Annotated in this window: 21 protein-coding genes; 15 read left to right on the plus strand and 6 right to left on the minus strand. The window is 63.6% G+C overall.

Annotated elements, in window-relative coordinates; translation table 11 throughout:
• Positions 1-24: 24 nt before the first annotated feature.
• A complete protein-coding gene (locus ABIB35_RS17080; RefSeq protein WP_354182929.1) occupies positions 25-1,059 on the minus strand; it encodes a LacI family DNA-binding transcriptional regulator in 1,035 nt (344 codons plus the stop codon).
• Between the two features lie 231 nt (positions 1,060-1,290).
• Between ABIB35_RS17080 and ABIB35_RS17085 the strand changes: the two genes are divergently transcribed.
• The 7 genes from ABIB35_RS17085 (at position 1,291) to ABIB35_RS17115 (ending at position 8,609) form a co-directional block, all read left to right on the plus strand.
• Positions 1,291-2,616 (plus strand): ABC transporter substrate-binding protein, encoded by a 1,326-nt coding sequence (locus ABIB35_RS17085; RefSeq protein ID WP_354182930.1) that lies wholly within the window; start codon positions 1,291-1,293, stop codon positions 2,614-2,616.
• 62 nt (positions 2,617-2,678) lie between these two features.
• The gene (locus ABIB35_RS17090) at positions 2,679-3,575 is read left to right on the plus strand and encodes a carbohydrate ABC transporter permease (protein ID WP_354182948.1); all 897 of its coding nucleotides are present in this window, start codon (positions 2,679-2,681) and stop codon (positions 3,573-3,575) included.
• Between the two features lies 1 nt (position 3,576).
• The gene (locus ABIB35_RS17095) at positions 3,577-4,470 is read left to right on the plus strand and encodes a carbohydrate ABC transporter permease (protein ID WP_354182931.1); all 894 of its coding nucleotides are present in this window, start codon (positions 3,577-3,579) and stop codon (positions 4,468-4,470) included.
• Positions 4,471-4,519: 49 nt separating this feature from the next.
• On the plus strand, positions 4,520-5,761 hold the full coding sequence (locus ABIB35_RS17100) for a Gfo/Idh/MocA family protein (RefSeq protein ID WP_354182932.1): 1,242 nt from the start codon (positions 4,520-4,522) through the stop codon (positions 5,759-5,761).
• Positions 5,758-6,762, plus strand: a complete 1,005-nt coding sequence (locus tag ABIB35_RS17105; protein ID WP_354182933.1) for a sugar phosphate isomerase/epimerase family protein — start codon at positions 5,758-5,760, stop codon at positions 6,760-6,762. The genes ABIB35_RS17100 and ABIB35_RS17105 overlap by 4 nt, the downstream gene beginning before the upstream one ends.
• A 12-nt stretch (positions 6,763-6,774) precedes the next feature.
• Positions 6,775-7,473 (plus strand): ThuA domain-containing protein, encoded by a 699-nt coding sequence (locus ABIB35_RS17110; RefSeq protein WP_354182934.1) that lies wholly within the window; start codon positions 6,775-6,777, stop codon positions 7,471-7,473.
• Positions 7,458-8,609: a Gfo/Idh/MocA family protein gene (locus ABIB35_RS17115; protein ID WP_354182935.1), complete on the plus strand. Its 1,152-nt coding sequence runs from the start codon at positions 7,458-7,460 to the stop codon at positions 8,607-8,609. The genes ABIB35_RS17110 and ABIB35_RS17115 overlap by 16 nt, the downstream gene beginning before the upstream one ends.
• Before the next feature lie 82 nt (positions 8,610-8,691).
• On the opposite strand, the gene ABIB35_RS17120 is transcribed toward ABIB35_RS17115, so the two are convergent.
• The 3 genes from ABIB35_RS17120 to ABIB35_RS17130 all read right to left on the minus strand — a co-directional run bounded on the left by ABIB35_RS17120 (position 8,692) and on the right by ABIB35_RS17130 (position 11,230).
• The gene (locus ABIB35_RS17120; RefSeq protein ID WP_354182936.1) at positions 8,692-9,147 is read right to left on the minus strand and encodes a DUF3626 domain-containing protein; all 456 of its coding nucleotides are present in this window, start codon (positions 9,145-9,147) and stop codon (positions 8,692-8,694) included.
• A 183-nt stretch (positions 9,148-9,330) separates the two neighbouring features.
• On the minus strand, positions 9,331-9,915 hold the full coding sequence (locus ABIB35_RS17125; RefSeq protein WP_354182937.1) for a hypothetical protein: 585 nt from the start codon (positions 9,913-9,915) through the stop codon (positions 9,331-9,333).
• Between the two features lie 169 nt (positions 9,916-10,084).
• Positions 10,085-11,230 (minus strand): ATP-binding protein, encoded by a 1,146-nt coding sequence (locus ABIB35_RS17130; protein ID WP_354182938.1) that lies wholly within the window; start codon positions 11,228-11,230, stop codon positions 10,085-10,087.
• A gap of 451 nt (positions 11,231-11,681) precedes the next feature.
• Here ABIB35_RS17130 and ABIB35_RS17135 point away from each other — a divergent pair, with 451 nt between their 5' ends.
• From ABIB35_RS17135 to ABIB35_RS17145, 3 genes are all read left to right on the plus strand, one after another.
• Entirely contained in the window at positions 11,682-11,927 is a 246-nt protein-coding gene (locus tag ABIB35_RS17135; protein ID WP_354182939.1) for a hypothetical protein, read from the plus strand.
• A complete protein-coding gene (locus ABIB35_RS17140; protein ID WP_354182940.1) occupies positions 11,920-12,477 on the plus strand; it encodes a Clp protease N-terminal domain-containing protein in 558 nt (185 codons plus the stop codon). The genes ABIB35_RS17135 and ABIB35_RS17140 overlap by 8 nt, the downstream gene beginning before the upstream one ends.
• A gap of 1,145 nt (positions 12,478-13,622) precedes the next feature.
• Positions 13,623-13,928 (plus strand): DUF4193 domain-containing protein, encoded by a 306-nt coding sequence (locus tag ABIB35_RS17145; protein ID WP_104054271.1) that lies wholly within the window; start codon positions 13,623-13,625, stop codon positions 13,926-13,928.
• Between the two features lie 84 nt (positions 13,929-14,012).
• Here ABIB35_RS17145 and ABIB35_RS17150 read toward each other — a convergent pair whose 3' ends face one another.
• On the minus strand, positions 14,013-14,585 hold the full coding sequence (locus ABIB35_RS17150; protein WP_354182941.1) for an SOUL family heme-binding protein: 573 nt from the start codon (positions 14,583-14,585) through the stop codon (positions 14,013-14,015).
• A 64-nt stretch (positions 14,586-14,649) separates the two neighbouring features.
• On the opposite strand from ABIB35_RS17150, the gene ABIB35_RS17155 reads away from it, so the two are divergent.
• Entirely contained in the window at positions 14,650-15,273 is a 624-nt protein-coding gene (locus ABIB35_RS17155; protein ID WP_354182942.1) for a peptide deformylase, read from the plus strand.
• Between the two features lie 12 nt (positions 15,274-15,285).
• On the opposite strand, the gene ABIB35_RS17160 is transcribed toward ABIB35_RS17155, so the two are convergent.
• Positions 15,286-17,403 (minus strand): S9 family peptidase, encoded by a 2,118-nt coding sequence (locus tag ABIB35_RS17160; protein ID WP_354182943.1) that lies wholly within the window; start codon positions 17,401-17,403, stop codon positions 15,286-15,288.
• Positions 17,404-17,465: 62 nt separating this feature from the next.
• Here ABIB35_RS17160 and ABIB35_RS17165 point away from each other — a divergent pair, with 62 nt between their 5' ends.
• The 4 genes from ABIB35_RS17165 (at position 17,466) to ABIB35_RS17180 (ending at position 20,764) form a co-directional block, all read left to right on the plus strand.
• Complete coding sequence (locus tag ABIB35_RS17165) at positions 17,466-18,314, plus strand: methyltransferase domain-containing protein (protein WP_354182944.1); 849 nt, start codon at positions 17,466-17,468, stop codon at positions 18,312-18,314.
• Between the two features lie 171 nt (positions 18,315-18,485).
• Positions 18,486-19,010 (plus strand): NfeD family protein, encoded by a 525-nt coding sequence (locus ABIB35_RS17170; RefSeq protein ID WP_354182945.1) that lies wholly within the window; start codon positions 18,486-18,488, stop codon positions 19,008-19,010.
• A 119-nt stretch (positions 19,011-19,129) separates the two neighbouring features.
• The gene (locus ABIB35_RS17175) at positions 19,130-20,140 is read left to right on the plus strand and encodes an SPFH domain-containing protein (RefSeq protein ID WP_354182946.1); all 1,011 of its coding nucleotides are present in this window, start codon (positions 19,130-19,132) and stop codon (positions 20,138-20,140) included.
• A 270-nt stretch (positions 20,141-20,410) separates the two neighbouring features.
• The gene (locus ABIB35_RS17180; protein ID WP_104054264.1) at positions 20,411-20,764 is read left to right on the plus strand and encodes an RNA polymerase-binding protein RbpA; all 354 of its coding nucleotides are present in this window, start codon (positions 20,411-20,413) and stop codon (positions 20,762-20,764) included.
• Positions 20,765-20,931: the final 167 nt, after the last annotated feature.

Consider the following 20,931-nt stretch of genomic DNA (forward strand, 5'->3'; position numbering starts at 1 on the left):
TGTGCAATGTGTGCGTGCAGCGGATCAGGCCGCCGGGGGAGCAGTGGAATCCCGCACCACAAGCGTGGTGGCAAGTTCCACATGCAGCGATTCCAGTTCCTCGCCGTTAGCCAGGCGCAGGACGCTGCGCAGGGCTGAGCGCCCCATCTCCTGCAGGGGCTGACTCACCGAAGTCAGCCGCGGCACGGACTGCTCGGTGAGGTCCGTGCCGTCAAAACCCACGAGGCTGAGGTCTTCCGGCACCCGTATGCCGCGGCGGCGTGCTTCATCCAGCACGCCCAGGGCAGTGAGGTCGCTCCCGGCAAAGATCGCGGTGGGGGGATCGGGAAGCGACAACACGCCGGCGGCACCGCGCACTCCGGATTCGCGGTTGAAGTTACCGCTGACGATGTAGCCGTCCGGGACATCAATCCCGTGCGCCCGCAGTGCTGCGAGATAGCCGTGAAGCCGCGCCATGCTGCACTCTGCTGCATCCGGGCCGCCAACAAAAGCGATCCGCCGGTGTCCGAGCCCTATCAGGTGCTCAGCGGCAGCCTTGCCCCCGGCCCAGTTGGTGGCCCCGATGCTGACGAATCCCGACGGGGGCGGATTCAGCGGATCGATCACTACCACCGGAATGCTCCGCCTGGCGAACGCTTCAAGCTGTTCAGCGGTTACCTCTGACGTCACGAGAATGAGCCCCCGGCGACCCGAATCGGCCAGCCGGGAGGACCATTCCACATGGTTAGTGCTTTTCAGCTTTCCCGGGGTGACCGTACTGAGAACCACTTCCACGTTCTCGACGGCCGCAAGAGTGGTAATGCCCATCAGAATGGCGAGCGAATAGGACGTGTTCAGTCCATCAAAGACCAGGTCCACCAACGCCGGGGCACTGCTGCGGAGCCGCCGCTGGACGGGCGATTCATATCCCAGCCTGGACAGCGCCGCCTGCACCCGTTCCCGGGTGGACTCAGCAACGTCGTCGCGGCCGTTGATGACCTTGGAAACAGTCGGAACGGACACCCCGGCCAGCTCGGCAACGCTGGCCAGCGTTGTTTTAACAGTGTGAGCCCGGTTCAAGGTAACGCTCCTTTGCGAAAAGTTTTCGATCGTCGAAGTCTGGTGGATACCGGGCAGCCACGTCAAGAAGCCAGGGATTCTCTTTTCCAAAGTTCTTGACGAGTGATGCATATCACAGTAGCTTTCATGGCAGTACGGCAGCTATTGCGAAAAGTTTCGAAAGGTCCCGGCCACGGCACGGGTAAAAAATCCGCCGCCGCAGTGACGCGGCTCTTTTCAATGGAGATAAGAATGGAACAGAAGCTCACCTCCCGCCGGTCCTTCCTCTCGCTGGCGGCACTGGTGCCCATAGCCGCCTACGGCCTGACTGCCTGCGGATCCTCGGGGCCGGGAGACACGTCTGCCGGGGGAGCCAGTATCTGGGCACTGAGCGGGCAGCCGGACGAGGGTATCCGGCAGGACACGGTGGACGCCTTTAACGAGGCAAACTCGGATGCTCCGATCAAGCCGACCTTTTTCCAGAACGACGCGTACAAAACTAAAATCAAGACCGCCATCGGTGCCGGCCAGGCACCCACCATCATTTACGGCTGGGGCGGCGGCACGCTGCGCACCTACGCCGAAGCGGGCCAGGTGGAGGATCTGACCGCCTGGTTCGACGAAAACCCGGACGTCAAGGACCGGCTGCTGGACTCGACCTTCGGTGCTGCCACCGTTGACGGCAAGATCTATGCCATCCCCACCCAGACCGTCACGCCGATTATCTTCTACTACAACAAGGAGCTCTTCGAGCAGGCCGGCGCGGAGCCGCCCGCTACGTGGGATGACCTGATGAACCTGACCAAGACGTTCAATGACATGGGCGTTGCCCCGCTGTCCCTGGGCGGCCAGTCGCGTTGGACCTCCATGATGTGGCTCGAGTACCTGTACGACCGCGTGGGCGGCCCCGAAGTCTTCACTGCCATCTATGACGGCGAGCCGGATTCCTGGTCGCATCCGTCCGCGCTGAAGGCCACCACCATGATCCAGGAGCTGGTCAAGGCCAACGGGTTTATCAAGGGCTTCACGTCCATCACTGCCGACAGCAATGCAGACCAGGCACTGCTGTATACCAACAAGGCGGCCATGATGCTGCACGGCGGCTGGACCTACGGCGGTATGAAGAACGACGGCGCCGGTTTCGTGGAGGGCGGAAAGCTCGGCTGGATCAACTTCCCCACTGTGGAGGGAGGCGCGGGTGATCCCGCCAATACCGTGGGCAACCCCGCCGGATACCAGTCCATCTCCTCGAAGGCGAGCGAGAGCGAAAAGGAAGCGGCCAAAAAGTTCTTCAAGGACGGGCTGCTCACCGACACCGAAATAGATGCCTACATTGAAACCGGATCTGTTCCGATCGTGAAGGACATCGAAGACAAGCTGGAAAAGTCCGAGGACAAGGAGTTCCTGAGCTTCCAATACGAGCTGACGAAGAATGCGCCAAACTTCCAGCAGTCGTGGGACCAGGCCCTGAGCCCCACAGCAGCCGAAGCACTCCTCAGCAATATTGACCAGCTGTTCCTGCTGTCGATCACGCCAGAGCAGTTTGCCAGCAACATGAATGCGACGCTGGGTACATGATCGCGGCAGTTCCCCCGGCAGCACTTTCCCCGGCGGACCCCGGATCCAAGGGCCGCCGCTCCATGGCCCCGGTGCAGGGCGCCAGCCGCGGCAAGACCGGGCGTTTGTGGTGGCTGGTCCTTCCGGCACTGTTCTTCTTTGTGGTCTTCGCCGTCGTTCCCCTCATTGGCGTCTTTGTCCTCAGCTTCGCGAACTGGGACGGCATCGGGGCCATCTCTCTGGCCGGCGTTGGCAACTGGCTTTCAGTGCTGGCCGATCCCGTGATGCACAATGCACTGAGGCTGACCTTCCTGATCATGATCGTCTCCTGGCTGGTCCAAACACCCATCAGCCTTCTGCTGGGTGTCTTTACCGCCGGAAGCCAGCGGTACCGGGCAGTCCTCGCGGTTCTGTACTTCCTGCCGCTGCTGCTGTCCTCGGCGGCCATTGCCATCGCGTTCAAGGCACTGCTTGATCCGAACTTCGGGCTGGCCGAGGGCCTGGGCCTGCCCTTCCTCGCCCAGGACTGGCTGGGACACCCGCAGCTGGTGCTCTTTGTGGTCATCTTTGTGATCGCCTGGCAATTCGTTCCCTTCCACACGCTGATCTACCAAGGCGGGGTCCGGCAGATACCGAAGTCCCTCTACGAAGCGGCTGAAATCGACGGTGCCGGAAAGGTCAAGCAGTTTTTCCACATCACGCTTCCGCAGCTGAAGTACACCATCATTACCTCTTCCACCCTGATGGTGGTGGGCTCCCTGACCTACTTCGACCTCATCTTTGTGCTGACAGCCGGCGGGCCGGGAAACTCCACCCGCATCCTGGCACTGGATATGTACCTGACCGGGTTCCGGGCAAACCTTATGGGCCCGGCCAGTGTCCTCGCCGTGATCCTGGTGCTTATCGGGCTGGCACTGGCGCTGGCCCTGCAGCGCCTGGGCGGTAAAGGCTCCAGCGGCAGCCAACTGGAAGGCATGTGAGATGACAGCTACAGCAACCAAACGGCCGGATTCCCCGGCACCTTCCACCGGCGGAGCCTCACAGCGACGGGGGCGGCGCTGGAGGAAACTGAACTATGCCGGGGGTCTCTCCGGCTGGATCTGGCTTGCCATCATCATCATCCCGGTCTATTACGTGGTGATCACCAGCCTCAAGACCTCGGCGGGTTACTTCTCCCAAAACCCGCTGGCCCTGCCCACATCTCCAACGCTGGAGAACTACCGGATGGTGCTTGAGGCGGATTTCGCCAAGTACTTCATGAACAGTGCCATCATCACCCTCGGCGCCGTCATCCCGGCGGTGGCCGTGTCATTCATGGCCTCTTTCGCCATTGTGCGCGGCAACAGCAGGTTCCTCAGGTTCTCCAACGGTCTGTTTCTGCTGGGCCTGGCCATTCCCCTGCAGGCCACCATCATTCCGATCTACCTGATGATCATCCGGCTGAACCTCTACGACACGCTGCTGGCACTGGTCCTGCCCTCCATCGCTTTTTCCATCCCGCTGACCGTCCTGATCCTGTCCAATTTCATCCGCGACGTGCCAAACGAGTTGTTCGAGTCGATGCGTTTGGACGGCTGCAGCGAGTGGCAGACCATGTGGCGGCTCGCCCTGCCGCTGACCAAACCCGCCATCGTCACCGTGAGCATCTACAACGCGCTGGGCGTCTGGAACGGTTTCCTCCTGCCGCTGATCCTCACGCAGAGCCCGGACCTCCGTGTCCTGCCCCTTGCGCTGTGGAGCTTCCAGGGCCAGTACAGTGTGAACATTCCGGCGGTCCTGGCGTCGGTGGTCCTGACCACCCTGCCGATCCTGGTGCTTTACATCGTTGGACGCCGCCAGCTGCTGAGCGGACTCACCGCGGGATTCAGCAAGTAGCACACCAGCGCATCACTGACGTTCAGCAAAACCCATGAAAGGAATCTCTATGCCGCAGGCAGAACCTGCTCCGCTTCGGATCGGGATGGTCGGCTACGCGTTTATGGGTGCCGCCCATTCACATGCATGGCGCAGCGCCCACCGCTTCTTTGACCTTCCCCTCACTCCGCAGCTCACGGCCTTGGCTGGCCGCAACGCCACGGCGGTGGAGGAAGCCGCAGCCCGGATGGGCTGGGCATCCACGGAAACAAACTGGCGGGCGCTGATCGAGCGAGCAGATATTGACCTGATCGATATCTGCTCGCCGGGCAACACCCATGCCGAGATTGCGATTGCCGCCCTGCGCGCGGGGAAACACGTACTCTGCGAAAAACCGCTCGCCAACACGGTGGCCGAGGCCGAGGAGATGGCCGCTGCCGCCTCCGAGGCCGCACGCAGCGGAGTCTTTGCCATGTGCGGCTACTCCTACCGCCGCACCCCGGCACTGGCCCTGGCAAAGCGGATGGTCGACGACGGCCGGCTGGGGAAGATCCGCCAGGTGCGGGCGCAATACCTCCAGGATTGGCTGTCGGATGAGAATGCGCCCCTGACCTGGCGCCTGGACCGGAACCTGTCCGGCTCCGGTGCCCTGGGCGACATCGGCGCCCACATCATCGATGCCGCCCAGTTTGTTACCGGGCAGCAGATCACCGGCGTCTCGGCACTGCTGGAAACCTTCACCCGCCGGCGTCCGGTCAGCGGTGATTTTGTGGGCCTGGGCGGACACGGCGACGCCGGAGGCGACCAGCCGATGGGCGATGTCACGGTGGACGACGCCGCCATCTTTACCGCGCGTTTTGACGGTGGTCCGATTGGGGTCTTTGAAGCCACCCGGGCGGCTCTGGGCCGGAAAAATGCCATGCGCCTGGAAGTGAACGGATCGCAGGGCTCGCTTGCCTTTGATTTTGAGGATATGAACTTCCTGCAGTTCTACGACGGCGGCGACCGCAGCGGCGAGCAGGGCTTCCACCGCATCATGGTCACCGAGCCGGAGCATCCCTATGTTGGCAACTGGTGGCCCACCGGCCATGGGCTGGGCTATGAGCACGGTTTCACCCACCAGGCAGCGGATCTGGTGACGGCCATCGCCGCCGGAAGCCAGCCCACGCCGTCGTTCGCTGATGCCCTACAGGTACAGCGGGTGCTCGCCGCCGTGGAGGAAAGCGCAGCCGATGACAGCCGCTGGACCACGCTGGGCACGGCAGGCACGGCTCACAGCACACTGACAAACACAGCAGAGGAAATCCGATGACCCGTCCCATCACATTGTTCACCGGCCAGTGGGCCGACCTTCCCTTCGAAGAGGTGGCCCGGCTCGCGGGCGAGTGGGGCTTTGACGGTTTGGAGATTGCCTGTTGGGGCGACCACCTGGATGTTTGGCGGGCTGTGGAGGACGACGCGTACCTTCAGGACCGGCTGGACATCCTCAAACGCAACAATCTCTCTGTTTACGCCATTTCCAACCACCTCAACGGTCAGGCTGTCTGCGACGATCCAATTGATGAAAGGCACCAGGGCATTGTCTCCTCCCGGGTCTGGGGTGACGGCGAGCCGGAAGGCGTGCGCACCCGCGCCGCTGAGGAACTGAAAATGACAGCCCGCGCCGCAGCCCGCCTTGGGGTCAAGACGGTCACCGGGTTCACCGGGTCAGCCATCTGGAAGACAGTGGCCATGTTCCCGCCGGTGCCCGAGGGCATGATTGAGCGCGGCTACCAGGACTTTGCCGACCGCTGGAACCCCATCATTGACGTCTTTGACGAGGTGGGCGTCCGCTTTGCCCTTGAGGTCCACCCGTCCGAAATTGCCTACGACTACTGGACGGCACACCGAACGCTGGAGGCGATAGGGCACCGGGAGGGCTTCGGCCTGAACTTCGACCCCTCCCACTTCATCTGGCAGGACCTCGATCCGGCGGCCTTCCTCTATGACTTCCGGGACCGGATCTACCACGTCCATGTCAAGGAATCGGTGAAACAGCTGGACGGCCGCAACGGCCGGCTGGGATCGCACCTGCAGTGGGGCGATCCGCGCCGCGGCTGGGACTTCGTCACCGCGGGGCACGGCGATGTCCCCTGGGAACGGATTTTCCGGATGCTGAATTCCATCGGCTACGACGGACCCACGAGCGTGGAATGGGAGGACGCGGGTATGGACCGTATGGTGGGCGGACCTTCAGCCCTGGCCCTGGTGAAGTCCCTGGCACAGATCACCCCGCCGGACGCCGCTTTCGATTCGGCTTTTGCAACCAAGTAAAGGACTATTTCCATGAGCACCACACGTCAGGCCCTGATTATCCGGGGCGGCTGGGACGGGCACCAGCCCGTCGAAGCCACCGATCTCTTCCTCCCTCATCTGCGGGCACACGGGTTCGACGTCCGGATCGAGGAATCGCCGAAGATCTACGCCGACGCCGGTTATATGGCCGGGGTTGACCTGATTGTCCAGTGCAACACCATGAACACCATTGAGCGGGAGGAATTCGAGGGGTTGCGGGACGCCATTGAAGCCGGCACGGGGATGGCCGGCTGGCACGGCGGCATCGCCGACTCCTACCGCAACAACTCGGACTACCTGCACCTGATCGGCGGCCAGTTCGCCTGCCACCCGGGAAAACATCCGGATGAACGCAGGGGTGACGCCTCGGATAACTTCATCGATTACACCGTGAATATGCTGCCGGCAGCGGCAGACCATCCCATTACTGCCGGGCTGGCGGACTTTGATTTGCGCACCGAACAGTACTGGGTCCTTACTGACGACTACATCGACGTGCTGGCCGCCACCACGCTTCCGGCGCGGGAATGGGATTCCTGGCACCGCCCTGTCACCTGCCCGGCTGTCTGGACGCGGCAGTGGGGTGCGGGCAAGATCTTCGTGGCCACCCCCGGGCACTCGGTGGAGATCCTGCAGGATCCGAATGTCGCCACCATCATTGAAAGGGGCATGCTGTGGGCCAGCCGCTGAACACTCATTGGACAAGTGCAGGACCGCTGAAAGTCGGCATCGTGGGCTGCGGAAACATCAGCACCGCCTATCTGGAGACCTTTCCCCGCCTGGATGCGGTGGCCCTGACCGCCGTGGCGGACCTTGATATGGATCGCGCACGGGCCGTGGCTTCAAAGTATCCGGGTGTTCGTGCCCTGACCGTGGATGAACTGCTGTCCGACGACGCGGTTGATCTGGTCCTGAACCTCACCATTCCGGCCGCCCACGCGGAAGTTGCGCTCAAGGCCATCGCCGCGGGCAAGCATGTGTATGGAGAAAAGCCGCTGGCCGCCAGTACCGCTGAGGGGGAGTCGATGCTGGCTGCTGCGGAAACCGCCGGCGTGATCCTGGGCTCGGCACCCGATACCGTGCTGGGCACCGGAACCCAGACGGCCCGCAAAGCCATCGATGACGGGCTCATCGGCAAGCCGATCTCCGCCACTGCCACCATGGTGACGCCGGGCCATGAGCGGTGGCATCCGAACCCCGATTTCTACTATGTCCCGGGAGGCGGGCCCCTGCTGGACATGGGACCGTACTATGTTTCCGCCCTGGTGACGCTGCTGGGGCCGGTTACCGCTGTGATCGGAGCTTCAAGCAGCACCCGCAGCACCCGGGTCATCGGTTCGGGCCTGCGCACGGGGGAAGAGATTCCGGTCAGCACGCCCACCCATGTGACCGGGGTGCTGATCCATGCCTCTGGCGTGTTGTCCACGCTGGTGATGAGTTTCGACGCCGTGGCTACCCGTTCCGCCAACATCGAAATCCACGGCGAAACCGGTTCGCTGGTGGTGCCTGATCCCAACCGGTTCGACGGCGAGGTCCACCTGCGCCGGCTCGACGCCGAGGAATGGGAGGAACTGCCGGTATCCGCCGGGTATCAGGACGCGTCACGGGGGATCGGACTGCAGGATCTGGCCCGAACTCCGGCGGGGGAACTGCCGCGGGCAAGCGGGGAAATGGGCTTCCACGTGCTTGAGGTCATGGAAGCGGTACTCGCGTCCGCCGAATCCGGGACCACGGTGCCTATCCGCAGCACCTGTGAGCGCCCTGTCGCCGTAGCCCTCTCCCTGCCGGGGGGACTGGAAGCAGGCAGCTTCTCCGCGTCCAGCTGACCGTACCTCGGACTCCCGCCCCCATGTTCGAACATGTATTCGAACATGGGGGCGGGAGTCCGGGTAGGGGTCTGTCATCGCTTCATGCGGCCGGACCCCAGTCGTGCCCGAACCTGGCCACTCGGTGCTCTGCCCGCCGTAGTCCGGATGCCGATCCAAGAGGCCGATCCAAGACGTTGACCCTGAGGCTGAAGCCGTTGTCCGGATAACAGAAGGGCACGCGGGAGTATTCCGAGTGCTTGACCCGCTGGGATGCAGGACCGCCGTCGCTCACTCCACCGAACAGACGCTGCTCCCAGCGCCAGTGGCCGCCGCCCGGCCACGCTGTAAGTCCACCATTACCCGAACCGGTTTCAAACTGCGACCGATAGAGACCGTCCGCAGCCAGGAAGTCCTGCAGGGTAGTTCCGTTCACAGGGGTATCCGGATGGGAATGAATGGTGACATCAAGACCCGGATCCGGACGGCCTGCTGCCACGGGAGGGAGGGCACCTCTCCGGGGATACCGCCGCCATCGATCGCAGCACACCTTACCCATTCCGCTGGGATGAGCGCGGGGGCGTTACTCTGTCCTCCGGACGGCGCTCGCGGGTACCGCGAATTTGTCCGGCGCTCGCCGATATGAAGTACTTGCAGGCCGCAGGATCGCTGTCAGAGTCCCGATCAGACTCGGCCCGCAGGAAGGCGGCAGATCGGTGAATCTGAAAGGCTGATGGATTGGTCAGCGCCCTTGACTGTCAGTGGAAGCCGGGCCCGGATCCGTGGCGGGCTTCGGGAAAGGCTGCGTGTCATACCGCATGACATCTTGTCTGGGTTCCTGCAGGATCCTGCCGTACGCGGAGGCCACCTTCAGTGTTATGGCTTGTGCCGGCGGTGCCGGCCACACCTCGATCAGGTAATCCTCTACTGGGGACTCGACGATGAGATCATGCGCGACATCACGGTTGCGGGCATGGATACGCGTCCGGTACCAACCCGGCCCGAGGAAATCCAGGCGAGCTTCCTGTGGTGGTTTATCCAGGCCGACCCGCTCTTCAAGACCCAGGATAATGGGATACGTCTCTGCCAGGATGCTAAGTTCTGCGACATCCTCCCAGCCCGAGGTGTTGGCCTCGGGGCGGGAGTGATGATGAACAACACTGATGTTGACGGGGCCACCCGCAACGCCGGTCTCGATGATCGGAAAACTGACGGACAGTGCTCCGATCAGGCCTCCGACGTAGTCGAAGGGTTCCGGCGGGGAATATGCCGGCGACAAGAGCATCTGGTGGTCGCTGGTGTAGCCAACGTATGTCAGTTGCTGCATGCAAGACCCTTCCTTGCGGGTGTCTGGTTCAAGATTCCCTGAATCCTGACATAAACACCGTCACCGTCCAAGATCCGATCACTCGTATCCCTATCGCTCCGCGATGAATACGATGCCTGATGGTGAATCCGGGTGCCGGGGGAGAGGTGCGCTGACATGGGGGTGGGAATCAAGACACCCCGGACTTCGCCCGCAGATACTGGCGCAGCCCGGGAATAGCAAAGTCGACTTTTCCGTGGCCTGCGGATTCTATGAGACCTGCTGCCAGCAGCCTGGAACGGTAGTTGGCCACCAGATTTGATTTGGCTCCGAGGCGGCGGCCGATTTCTCCGGCTGTGGACGGCCCGTCGTCCTCGGCCATGGCGAAAAGGAAGTCCAGATCCTTGGGGGAGGCGGCGGCAAGGGCGGCTTCAATGACGGTGCGTGCATTGCGGCGGTTCGCCGCCTGGATGGCCCGTGCAACCCTTTCGGGGTTGAGATCACCCTGGTTTCCTTCAGCTTCCCGCCAGAGGAAGTAGCCGACCAGCTGGATGAGAAAGGGGTATCCGCCGGTGGCCTCGGCTGCCTGGCGCACAAGGTCGTGGGAGACCCTGAAGCCTGCCGCCGCGAAGGTGGCCGCGAAGGACTCTTCAACTTCCCGGACGGCTGCGGCATGGAGGTCGATTTTGTCCGCCCTCCGAAGGAAGGTGGCTACTCCTTCGTTGAGCAGGTCGGACACGGCGGCGGGCAGTCCGGCGAAGACCAGGCCAATGGGTAGCCGGTCCTGGATAAAGTGCTGGACACTGGCGGCAAGCTGGGCGAGTTCTCTGCGGTCAGCGGCGTGGATCTCGTCCACTGTGATGATGAGCCCGTTGCCTCGGTCAGCCAGGAGCCGGAGGAGTTCCTCGCCCAGCGTCCGCCACGCAACTTGGCGTTCCGGCGGGAGCGCGGTGGTGATACTGAACCCCGCGGCAGCGATTGCTGTGATTCGGCGGTTTACCGGGCCGTTGCCGAGCTCTTCAGCCAGTTGCCGCATGGACTCTCCGATGCGGCCCATGAAGCCGGAAGTGGCGGTCTCGGAAATGACGGCCCAGCCCTTTTCGCGGGCCAGGTCATGGGCGGCACCGAGCATGACCGTCTTGCCGATTCCGCGGGCGCCGGTGAAGATGGTCAGTAGCCCGGGAGCTCCGGATCCCAGGCGCAGCCCGTACTCGAACTCATCGAGCACGCCCGCCCTGCCCAGGATCTGCGGCGGCGTGGCGCCGGCCGAGGGCCGGAAGGGGTTCTCCATCGGAGCATCTGTGAGTTCGTGTGAGGTTTGTGAGTTTCGGGGCATCATGCGAGCTTATCTGAATTCCCGGCGGGATCACCGCCCAGCCTGCACTGCCGAATCGAGCGATTCCAATGGTTCCGGTGAGCACGATTGCTACCACTAGGAAACATCGCCAGCGCGAACGCGGAGCAATGTTCCAACGGCAATGCCGCCGAACGCTGCATTTTCGTACGGCCCCCACGCTGATCCCGGCAGTGCCGCGATCAGCGCGCCCGCTTTTTCCGGAGGGTTGCGCCGCTGATGGTGGGCGCAGAGACAGATGTGGTCATGATCATGCCTTTCACTGTTAACGGATACGGCGTTCGCATCCGTCAACCAGTCCATCAACCGCCCTTCCCGGGCAAACAGTGGAGCGCCTTCCCAAGTCCGCCCCGCTCCGACGGACCCACCGCGTTCCGGCATTCTTTTGGCAACAATGGTTGACGGCGGCGCCGCGTCAGCTTAGGTTGACGCTATGGCTACGCACGATGAATTGATCAGTGACGGCACCAGCCGCGACCCTGCCGTGGGATTGCACGCTGTGGCAGCCCTGCGGCGCCTCGTGGAACAGCTTGAGGATCTCCAGGTGGGGAATGCCCGGCAACTGGGTTGGTCGTGGGCGGAGATTGCCGCCGTCGTCGGCGTGTCAAAGCAGGCTGTGCACAAAAAGCATGCGGGGCGGCTGGGCCGTTCCCGGGACAAGGGAGGCAGCGATGTTTGAACGGTTTACACCGGACGCACGCATGAGCGTCATCGAAGCGCAGGAGCAGGCCAGGAAACTTCAGGCCCGCGAAATCACAGCTGACCATCTACTGCTCGGTATCCTGGCCAGCGGCAAAAATCCTGCCAGCCGGGTCCTGCACCAGCTCGGTATTGAACGTGACGCGGTGGCACAGCGCGCCCAGGGACTCGGTGCCGCTGACGCCCAGGCACTGGAGGCGATCGGCGTCGACCTAGATGCGGTCCGTGAGCGCGCGGAGGCCAGCTTCGGTGCCGGAGCTTTGGACCGGCCGCCGCGCCGACGTTCCCGGTTCCCGGGTCGCCGAAGCGCCGGCGGCCACATTCCCTTCACCGCTTCAGCCACGGGAGCCCTGGAGCACTCGCTGAGGCAGGCGATCGCGCTGAACGACAAAGCGATTACCGTTGAGCACATCCTGCTGGGACTGATTGCCGAAAACTCCGGGCTGGCGGCTCGGACGCTTGCCTCACTGGGAGCGGACCCGGCACAGGTGCGGGCGGCAGTGCTCCGGGAACGGGGAAACACCGCCTAGCTCGCAGAGATATGCCGAGACATACAGGATAGGCCTGCAGGGCAGGGCCGGCTGTTCATTCGGCGGCGGCCCGTCGCAACAACAGCTCTCATTCCCGGGCGTTCTGCGCTGGCTGGCGGTAGCGCACCTCCAACCGATCGGCGTACTGCCAGAATGGCCTTGCGTTTGGCAATCGCCGTGAGCCAGGCGGCCGGATTCCGCGGCACGCCATGCGCACACGGGCTACTGATCCGGCGCTCTGCGCGCAACGCACGCACTGATTCGTGATTGACGGCACTGACGGCACTGACGACGGCCTCGGGTCGGCCTGGGGGACCCCTCCTCACGGTTACTTGACATAATGTAGATTATCGGCGTTGTTGATAGTGGCTTCAAGAGGGGTTGGGTGCCAAATCCACTGGTGACGTCAATTACCGTCAATCCCCTGCTTTTTGTGGGCTTTTCTCTTCGCTCCGGGCAGGCCTCGCCCGACGGTTTCCAAACTTACTCCTTGCATCTGGACGAGCCACGCGACTGCCGGGAGCACGGGTAGGTAACCCGGTTTTGGAAAGCGCCCCTTCTGACTCTGCCGGCCGGATGAGTTGACATAACGTCCCCCGGGGTCAGCCGGGAGCGCTGAGGCGAAGACCTCCCTGTTGACATAACGCTCAGAGCTGGCGAGGATCGCGGGTTTGTCTGATCCTGTGCAACTTGTCATAACGCTTGAGCCGGGCAACTGTGGACGATGTTCCCGCATGACATAACTGTTACGCATGTAACCCCGGCCTGCCGGAACCCTGTGGGATCTCCGTCCCCCCGAACACTCCTCCGGCACCACGCCGGCACCTCACACCCGACACACGTTCCCTTTCTGTGTGACTGCTGTTACCTCCTGAGGTCTCATCTGCCCCACCGGACACCAAAGGGTGGGAACCCGTGCAGGGCGCCGATGGGAGGCCGGGTCCGGCAGCATGATGCCAGCACCTGCCCACGGGGCTGGTGCCAGAAAACACGGAAAAGTCCCAAAAAAATAGGATGCTGATCACTTCCGCCAGAGCAACTCAGGCCCTAAGATATGCCGTCACGTTCCCAGTTGGTGAAATCGACCCCCGTGGCTATATGATCTACGCTCAACCCCCCAAAATTTCAGGAGATAAGCACTTCACATGGCTACTGATTACGATGCTCCGCGCGTCAAGGAAGAAGACCGCCCCAGTGACTCCCTTGAAGGGCTGAAAGCCCAGCAGCGCGGCGGCGCAATGACGGCTGTTCGGGACGTCGCTGACGAAACGGACGCCATCGACGGTTTCGAACTTCCCGGTGCAGATCTGTCCGGCGAAGAACTGCTCATCAAGGTTGTACCGGCTCAGGCTGACGAGTTCACCTGCATGTCCTGCTTCCTGGTGCGCCACCGCTCGCAGATCGCTAAGGAAAAGAACGGCGACAAGTACTGCGTGGACTGCGAAGGCTAATTCCGCCGCTCCCGCTCCCCCGGTTTTGGGTGCCTACAGCCTTGCTGTGGCACCCAAGCCGGTTATTTTTTTGACCGACAACGCCTATTCAAGCGTTTGGACGACTTCATTTCGGCGCAGGAACCACGGCTTGTAGGGCGGGTCGAAGAGGGCAAACCGCGGCAGTCCCACCGCGGTGAATCCCGCATCGCTCACAGCCTGGCCCAGGGCTGTGGCATGGTCCAGATAGTTCCGAGACGTCCATCGACCCGAAAACGACGACGCCGCCCCGCGGCTCTGCGGAATGGCCAGAATGGTGACGGCGGGGTCATCCGGAGCCGGAGCGGCGTCGGATGAGAGTGCTTCCGGAAGCACAAAGGCCACGGTATAGGCCCCGGCAAGGGACTCAGGCTGGAGCAGTACAGGTGCCGTCATGGGAATCTTCACCGGAAGCGGCGCATCCGCCTGATCATCGGCCGTCACCTCAAGGGATGCCGGGAGCGGCCCGGTGAACGTGTTCTGGCCGCTGATGTACCCGAACAGATGGCGGAAAGCAGTATTACCGGCCGACTCAAAGGTTGAGCGGACGGTAACCTGGGCCACCAGATGGGCGGGGTAATTCCTCAGCTCGAAACCGGGAAGGACCGCCAGTACTTCGTAGGGCTGCTGCTCTGTCATGGTGGGCCGAGCCTAGCTGGCCGGCCGCGGGCCTGAGAACCGCAGAGGCCACTAAGATGGGGCCGTGTCCTCAGAAATTACTTACATCCGTGATTTGGTCCTGCCTCTGCTGGAAACGGAACAGCCGCCCATTGTTCAGCTGGGGCATCCTGCCCTGCGGCAGCCCGCGCTCCCCTTTGACGGGCAGCTCAACAGCAGCGAACTGGGAGCCTTTATTGAACTGATGCGCCGGGTGATGCATGCTGCGCCCGGGGTGGGTCTTGCAGCCCCACAGCTGGGCATTCCGCTGCAGATCGCCGTGTTGGAAGACCGGTTCGAAGACCCGGACATGACGGATATCCGCGAACGGCACCCGCTGGAGTTCTTCACCGCCATCAACCCGGCCTACCAGCCTGCCGCACCCGAAACGGTGGAATTCTACGAGGGCTGCCTCTCCTTCAACGGCTACCAGGGAGTGGTCCCGAGGTACCGGTCCGTTTCCCTGCAGTACACCGACGCCGGCGGAGCCCCGGTGCGGCGGAACTTCGAGGGCTGGCAGGCGCGGATCGTGCAGCATGAGACGGACCACCTCCAGGGCACCGTCTATGTGGACAAGGTGCTGACCCGCTCTTTGTGCAGCAACGCCGAGTATCTGCGCCGCTGGGCCTCGCCGTCGATCGACGAGGCCCGGCTCGGCCTGGGATTCTAGGCGGCGGCCCGTTTAGGCGCCGGCGGCGTCCGGCCGCGCACCCTGCTCCCCCGGATTTGCTGATGTCGGCAGCCACTTTCCCCACCAGCGCAGGATCTGCTCGAAGCGCTGCCGCCGGTGCCAGGGCGTTCCGGCCCTGGACAGTTCGTGGTTCTCCCCGGGGAACAGCAGCAGTTCAGCAGGCACACCGTGTTGCTTCAACGCCGTGTAATAGCGCTGGGCCTGTTCCACCGGGCAGCGTAGATCCTCCTCGGAATGGATCACCAGGGTTGGGGTCTTCACCTCGCCCACCCGTGCCATGGGGCTCTGTGTCAGCACCTTCTCGGCGTCATGCCCGGTGTAGGCGGCGCTGAAGAACCAGCCAATGTCCGCCGAACCGGTAAAGGAGAGCGGGTCCAGGAATCCGCGCTCCACGATGGCGGCCGTAAACCGGTGATCGTTGGCGATGGTCCATGCACTGAGGTAACCGCCGTAGGAGCCTCCCATGACGCCCAGGCGCTCTCCGTCCAGGTTCGAATGCGCTTCCAGCACGCCTTCCAGGAAGGACAGGACGTCGTCGAGGTCCTTGGTTCCCATGGCCTCCTTGATGACACGGCCGTGCTCCTGGCCGTACCCCGCGGAACCTCGCGGGTTACACTGCACCACCGCGTATCCGGCGGCGGCGTAGGCCTGCGCTTCGTCGAAGTACGCGCAGTCGAACTGGGCGAACGGGCCGCCGTGAATGTTCAGCAGCACCGGATGCGGGCCAGGGCCTTCGGGAAGGAACACCCAGCCGTGCACGGGATAGCCATCCCGGGACTCATGCGTCTCCTCAATCATCGGGGCGGCTTTCGCCTCTGCCCGCAGTACCGCCGAGAAATTCGTCAGCGGACGCAGCCCTTCCTTGGTGAGGAGTGCGGCGTCACCCATGGTTTGGGGGTCGGCATAGCTGACGACGACGGCGTCCGCAGCCGCCGCTGCGCCCTGAACAACACGGGTGCCCGAGACCAGCACCTGCTGCTCGCCGCGCGCAGTGACCTGTTGAAGTTCGACGGTTCCGCGGATGCGGTTGAACACCAGGACCGACGACTCCCCCGCCGGGACAAGGCCCCCTTCAGCCAAATCAGTGTCCTCCGGGTTGGTTAGCCGCACAGCCGGAGCAGAAGCGTCCGACGGCATCACGTAGAGCGAGGTGTTGCGGGCTACAAAGTCAGTGCCTGAAGGGGACAGCTCGGAGGCCAGGAAGAACAGCCACTCGCCGTCGCTGCTGGGAGTCGGCACACTTGCACTCAGGAATCCACCGCGGGCTCCTGAGGCGGCGGTGGATTCCGTGTTGGTGAGGCGCTCCGGCTCTCCGCCGGTGAGGTCCAGGGCGTAAATATCCGACACCAGGTCCTCCTCGGCATTCTCGTGAAGCGCCGCCGTGAACAGGACCCGTTTCCCGTCAGCGGAAAACACCGGCGCCGACGCATCGGTGCCGGCGCCGGTCAGCTGCCGGACCACAGGGAACCGCGCGCGGCCACCTGACTCAGCGCCCTCGGAGCCGTTCGCATCGGCACCCTGATCCGCACTCCTGCCGAGAGCTTCACCGGCCCGGCCCGCCGGCTCGATCCAGGGCTCGGCGTCCAGCGCCGGGAGATCCAGCACAAAGGCCTGCACCGGCTTATCCGCCGTGTAGCCGGTACCGTTGGAACGATATTTGTAGCTGCTGATCAGGCGCGGATCCTCTGCACCTGGGCCTACGCCGTCGACCGTTCCGTAACGTCCGTGCTGCGGAACCCTGGAGGTGAACACCACCTGGCCTGAATGTGGCGAGAAGCGGAACCACCCCACGCCCATCTTCGCATCGGTGAGTTGGACGGGCTCACCGCCGGCAGCGGGAACCGCGTGGAGCTGGGGCTTTGCGCCGGGGACGGAGCGCAGGAAAGCGAGGATTTCGCCGTCGGGCGAGAACCGCGGCTGGGTGTCCAAGAATCCCAGGGTTATCCGCCGCGGGCCGCCCGGTCCTTCCAACGGAAAGGACCAGAGCTGGCCCACGTAGGCATCGGCAGCGAAATCGGGCCGGGTCACTGACACCACGGCGCGTGTGCCGTCCGGATGGATAGTAGGAGACGATACGGAGTTCAGGAGATCCAGCTCACATGGTTTCACTCGTCCGAGCCTACTACCGACGCAGGTGCCGTCCGCCGCCGCGGCACACCTAAGATGGAAGGATGCCCCCTGCTCCCTCGCCGCTGCTGTTATGCCCTATTTGCCGGGGCACTTTGTCCCATGATGAAGGCGGCCAGGCGGCCAGCCTTACCTGCCCGCAGGGACACCGCTACGACGCCGCACGCCAGGGATACTTCAATCTGCTCACCGGCAGCGGAACCAAATTCTCCGCCGACACGGCAGAAATGGTCCAGGCCCGGGTGGATTTCCTCGCCGCCGGCCACTACCGCCCCCTGGCCCGGGAGCTGGCGCAGCTGGTAGCCCAGGCGGCTCCCGGCGCACGGACGGTGCTCGACGCCGGTGCCGGGACGGGCTACTACCTGGACTCCGTTCGTGAAGCTCTGCCCGCCGCCGATGCGGTGGCACTGGATATCTCCAAATTTGCGCTGCGCCGCGCCGCCCGGGCACTGCCCGCCGCCTACTGCCTGGTCTGGGATGTCTGGCGCCCGCTACCCCTCGCCGATGCCTCTGTGGATGTGGTGCTGAACGTGTTTGCCCCGCGAAATGCCCCGGAGTTCCGCCGCGTGCTCCGTGCGGACGGCGTATTGGCCGTGGTGACCCCGCGGCCCCGGCACCTGGAGGAAATCCGCAGCCTGGCCGGAATGCTGGATATCGGCGCCGAAAAGGAGAACCGGGTCATTGACGCGGTGGACCCATATTTCCGGCCTGAAGCGATCCGGCACTGTGAGTATCGGATGGACCTGACCGCAGCGGACATCCGCAACGTGGCGCTGATGGGCCCCTCGGCGCGCCATCTGGACCGGAACTCACTCCGCGACAACTTGGCGGAGCTGCCGGAGACCCTTCCGGTCACGGCTTCCTTCTCCCTGCAGGTGTTCCGGGCCGCCTGATACCCCTGCGCAGAAGGTTTATGATGTGGGACACGGAAAGCGGCACCCAAACGTTATAGCCAACAACGGTGTTCCCCCAACCAAACCGGTCCGGCTTCAGGCAGAATAGGCAACACCGCCCGTACCATCAACCGCCGCGGCTGTTCGCTCGGCGGAGCCGAAGGGAACGACATGCAGGACGTATACCAATGGATGGTCGACTACGGCTGGGCCGTTTGGCTCGTGCTCTTCCTGGGACTCGCCGCAGTCGAAACACTCACGCTGGACCTGTTTTTTGCCATGCTGTCCGTGGGCGCCCTCGGTGCCATGCTTGCAGCCGTTTTTGGGGCGCCATTGTTCCTGCAGGTAGTGGTTTTCTGCATTGTGGCGCTGCTGATGATCGTTGTTGTCCGGCCCGTCGCCCTGAAGCATCTGGAACGCGGGCCCAAGGACCAGCGATCCAACATTGACCGGCTCATTGGTGCGCCCGCAGTTGCTCTTGAAGCTGTGACGGACTCCGCGGGAACCGTGAAGATCGGCGGCGACATCTGGACCGCCCGTACTCCGGACGGATCCAGCCTCGGCGCCGGGACACCGGCGCTGGTGACCCGCATCGACGGGGCTACCGCCGTCGTCGTGGCCGCTCCTGCCGGAGCACACGCCACGGACGGCAGTTCCGACGGGGAATCAACCGACGATCCCGGAGTCCAGCGGTGAGCCGGCACCATTGAAGCTTTGCCGGCGCCGCAATGCTGCCGGCGCCGTCCGGCAGCACATGCCGCCGGACAGAGAACCAGGCCGTCCCGTGCGGGCCGGCCAAAACCTGAAGGGGGAATATGAGTTCCGGAGCAACCGGCCTCATCATCATTCTGGCTGTCCTGATAATTTTTGTCCTGGTCATCCTGGTGAAATCGGTCAAGATCATTCCGCAGGCACGCGCGGGCGTCGTCGAACGGCTGGGAAAGTACCAGCGGACGCTCAACCCGGGCCTGACCATCCTCATTCCGTTTGTGGACCGGCTGCTGCCGCTGCTGGACCTGCGCGAACAGGTGGTCTCGTTTCCGCCGCAGCAGGTGATTACGGAAGACAGCCTGGTAGTGTCGATCGACACCGTCGTGTACTTCCAGGTCACCGATCCCCGCGCCGCCACCTACGAGATCGCCAATTACATCCACGCGGTGGAGCAGCTGACCACCACCACGCTGCGCAACGTCGTCGGCGGCCTGAACCTCGAAGAGGCGCTGACCTCGCGAGACCGCATCAACGGCCAGCTGCGCGGCGTCCTCGATGAAGCCACCGGCCGCTGGGGCATCCGCGTTTCCCGTGTTGAGCTCAAGGCCATTGAACCGCCCCTGTCGATCCAGGACTCCATGGAGAAGCAGATGCGCGCCGAGCGTGAACGCCGCGCCACCATCCTGACGGCCGAGGGTACCAAGCAGGCGCAGATTCTGAACGCGGAAGGCCGCCGCCAGGCAGCGATTCTTGCCGCCGAGGGTGACGCAAAGGCGGATATCCTTCGGGCCGACGGCGAATCCCAGGCGATTGCCAAGGTGTTTGAGGCTATCCACAAGGGCAACCCGGACCAGAAGCTTCTGGCCTACCAGTACCTGCAGACCCTGCCGAAGCTGGCCGAGGGAACCTCGAACAAGCTGTGGATCATTCCCAGCGAGCTCGGTGAGGCGCTCAAGGGCGTCGGCAGTGCGCTGGGGAACTTTGTCCCCGACGCCTTCGGAGCCAACGGCACCTCAAACGGCAGTACGAACGGGACCTCGGCCGCTTCCTCGAACGGCAGCTCCGGGGCGGCAGCCTCCCCCACCCTCGCTGACTCCCCCGACGCCGGACGCTGACGGACGCGGTAACCGCACCACGCCGTGCGGTTACCGCAATGCTTCCGCGCCCGGTATAATTGATTGTTTGCCGGGGTGTATCCCCGGGCCTGCCCACTGAATCCGTTCGCTGAGGATGTGCCGGAACATCCGGTACGGAATTGGCGTTGAAGGAAGTGGGCCGCCTGGACGGTCCGGCAGCACAAACTTAGAAGGTACCGGGGCGGAAATGGTACCAACAGCACTACAGATGGATCCTCCGGGATCCTTCGGACTGAAGAGGGAGAAAAGATGAGCGATCGCAGCCTGCGGGGTATGCGCCTTGGCGCGCAGAGCATGGAGACCGAATCCGGTGTTGAGCCGGCTCCCCGCCAGCGGGTGGAATACCGCTGCGAGGACGGCGAACGGGTATTTGTGACCTTCGCCGCCGAGGCCGACGTTCCTCCGGTCTGGGTATCCAAGACCGGCAAGGAAGCGCTCCTGGTCGACGGCGAAAAGCCGGATACCAGCAACGACAAGCCGGTGCGTACCCACTGGGACATGCTGCTGGAACGTCGCAGCATCGAAGAACTTGAGACGATCCTGCAGGACCGTTTGACCATCCTGCGTGAACGCCGCGGAGAGCGTACCTCAGCCTCCAAATAGCAGCACGGGCCCAAAAAGCCCACTAAGTGCACAATAGGGAGGGGGGGGGGCCCCGGGGGCCCCCCCCCCCCCATTGGTAACCAGCACCCGGGGCGCCCCCCCGGGCGGGTGCGGGTTTCAAACAACGCGCCAGACCCCCCAGGTGTGGTTTGGCCAAGATTCAAAAA

This window comes from Arthrobacter sp. UYP6 (assembly GCF_040547315.1).
In the GTDB taxonomy this organism is placed as follows: Bacteria; Actinomycetota; Actinomycetes; order Actinomycetales; family Micrococcaceae; genus Arthrobacter_B.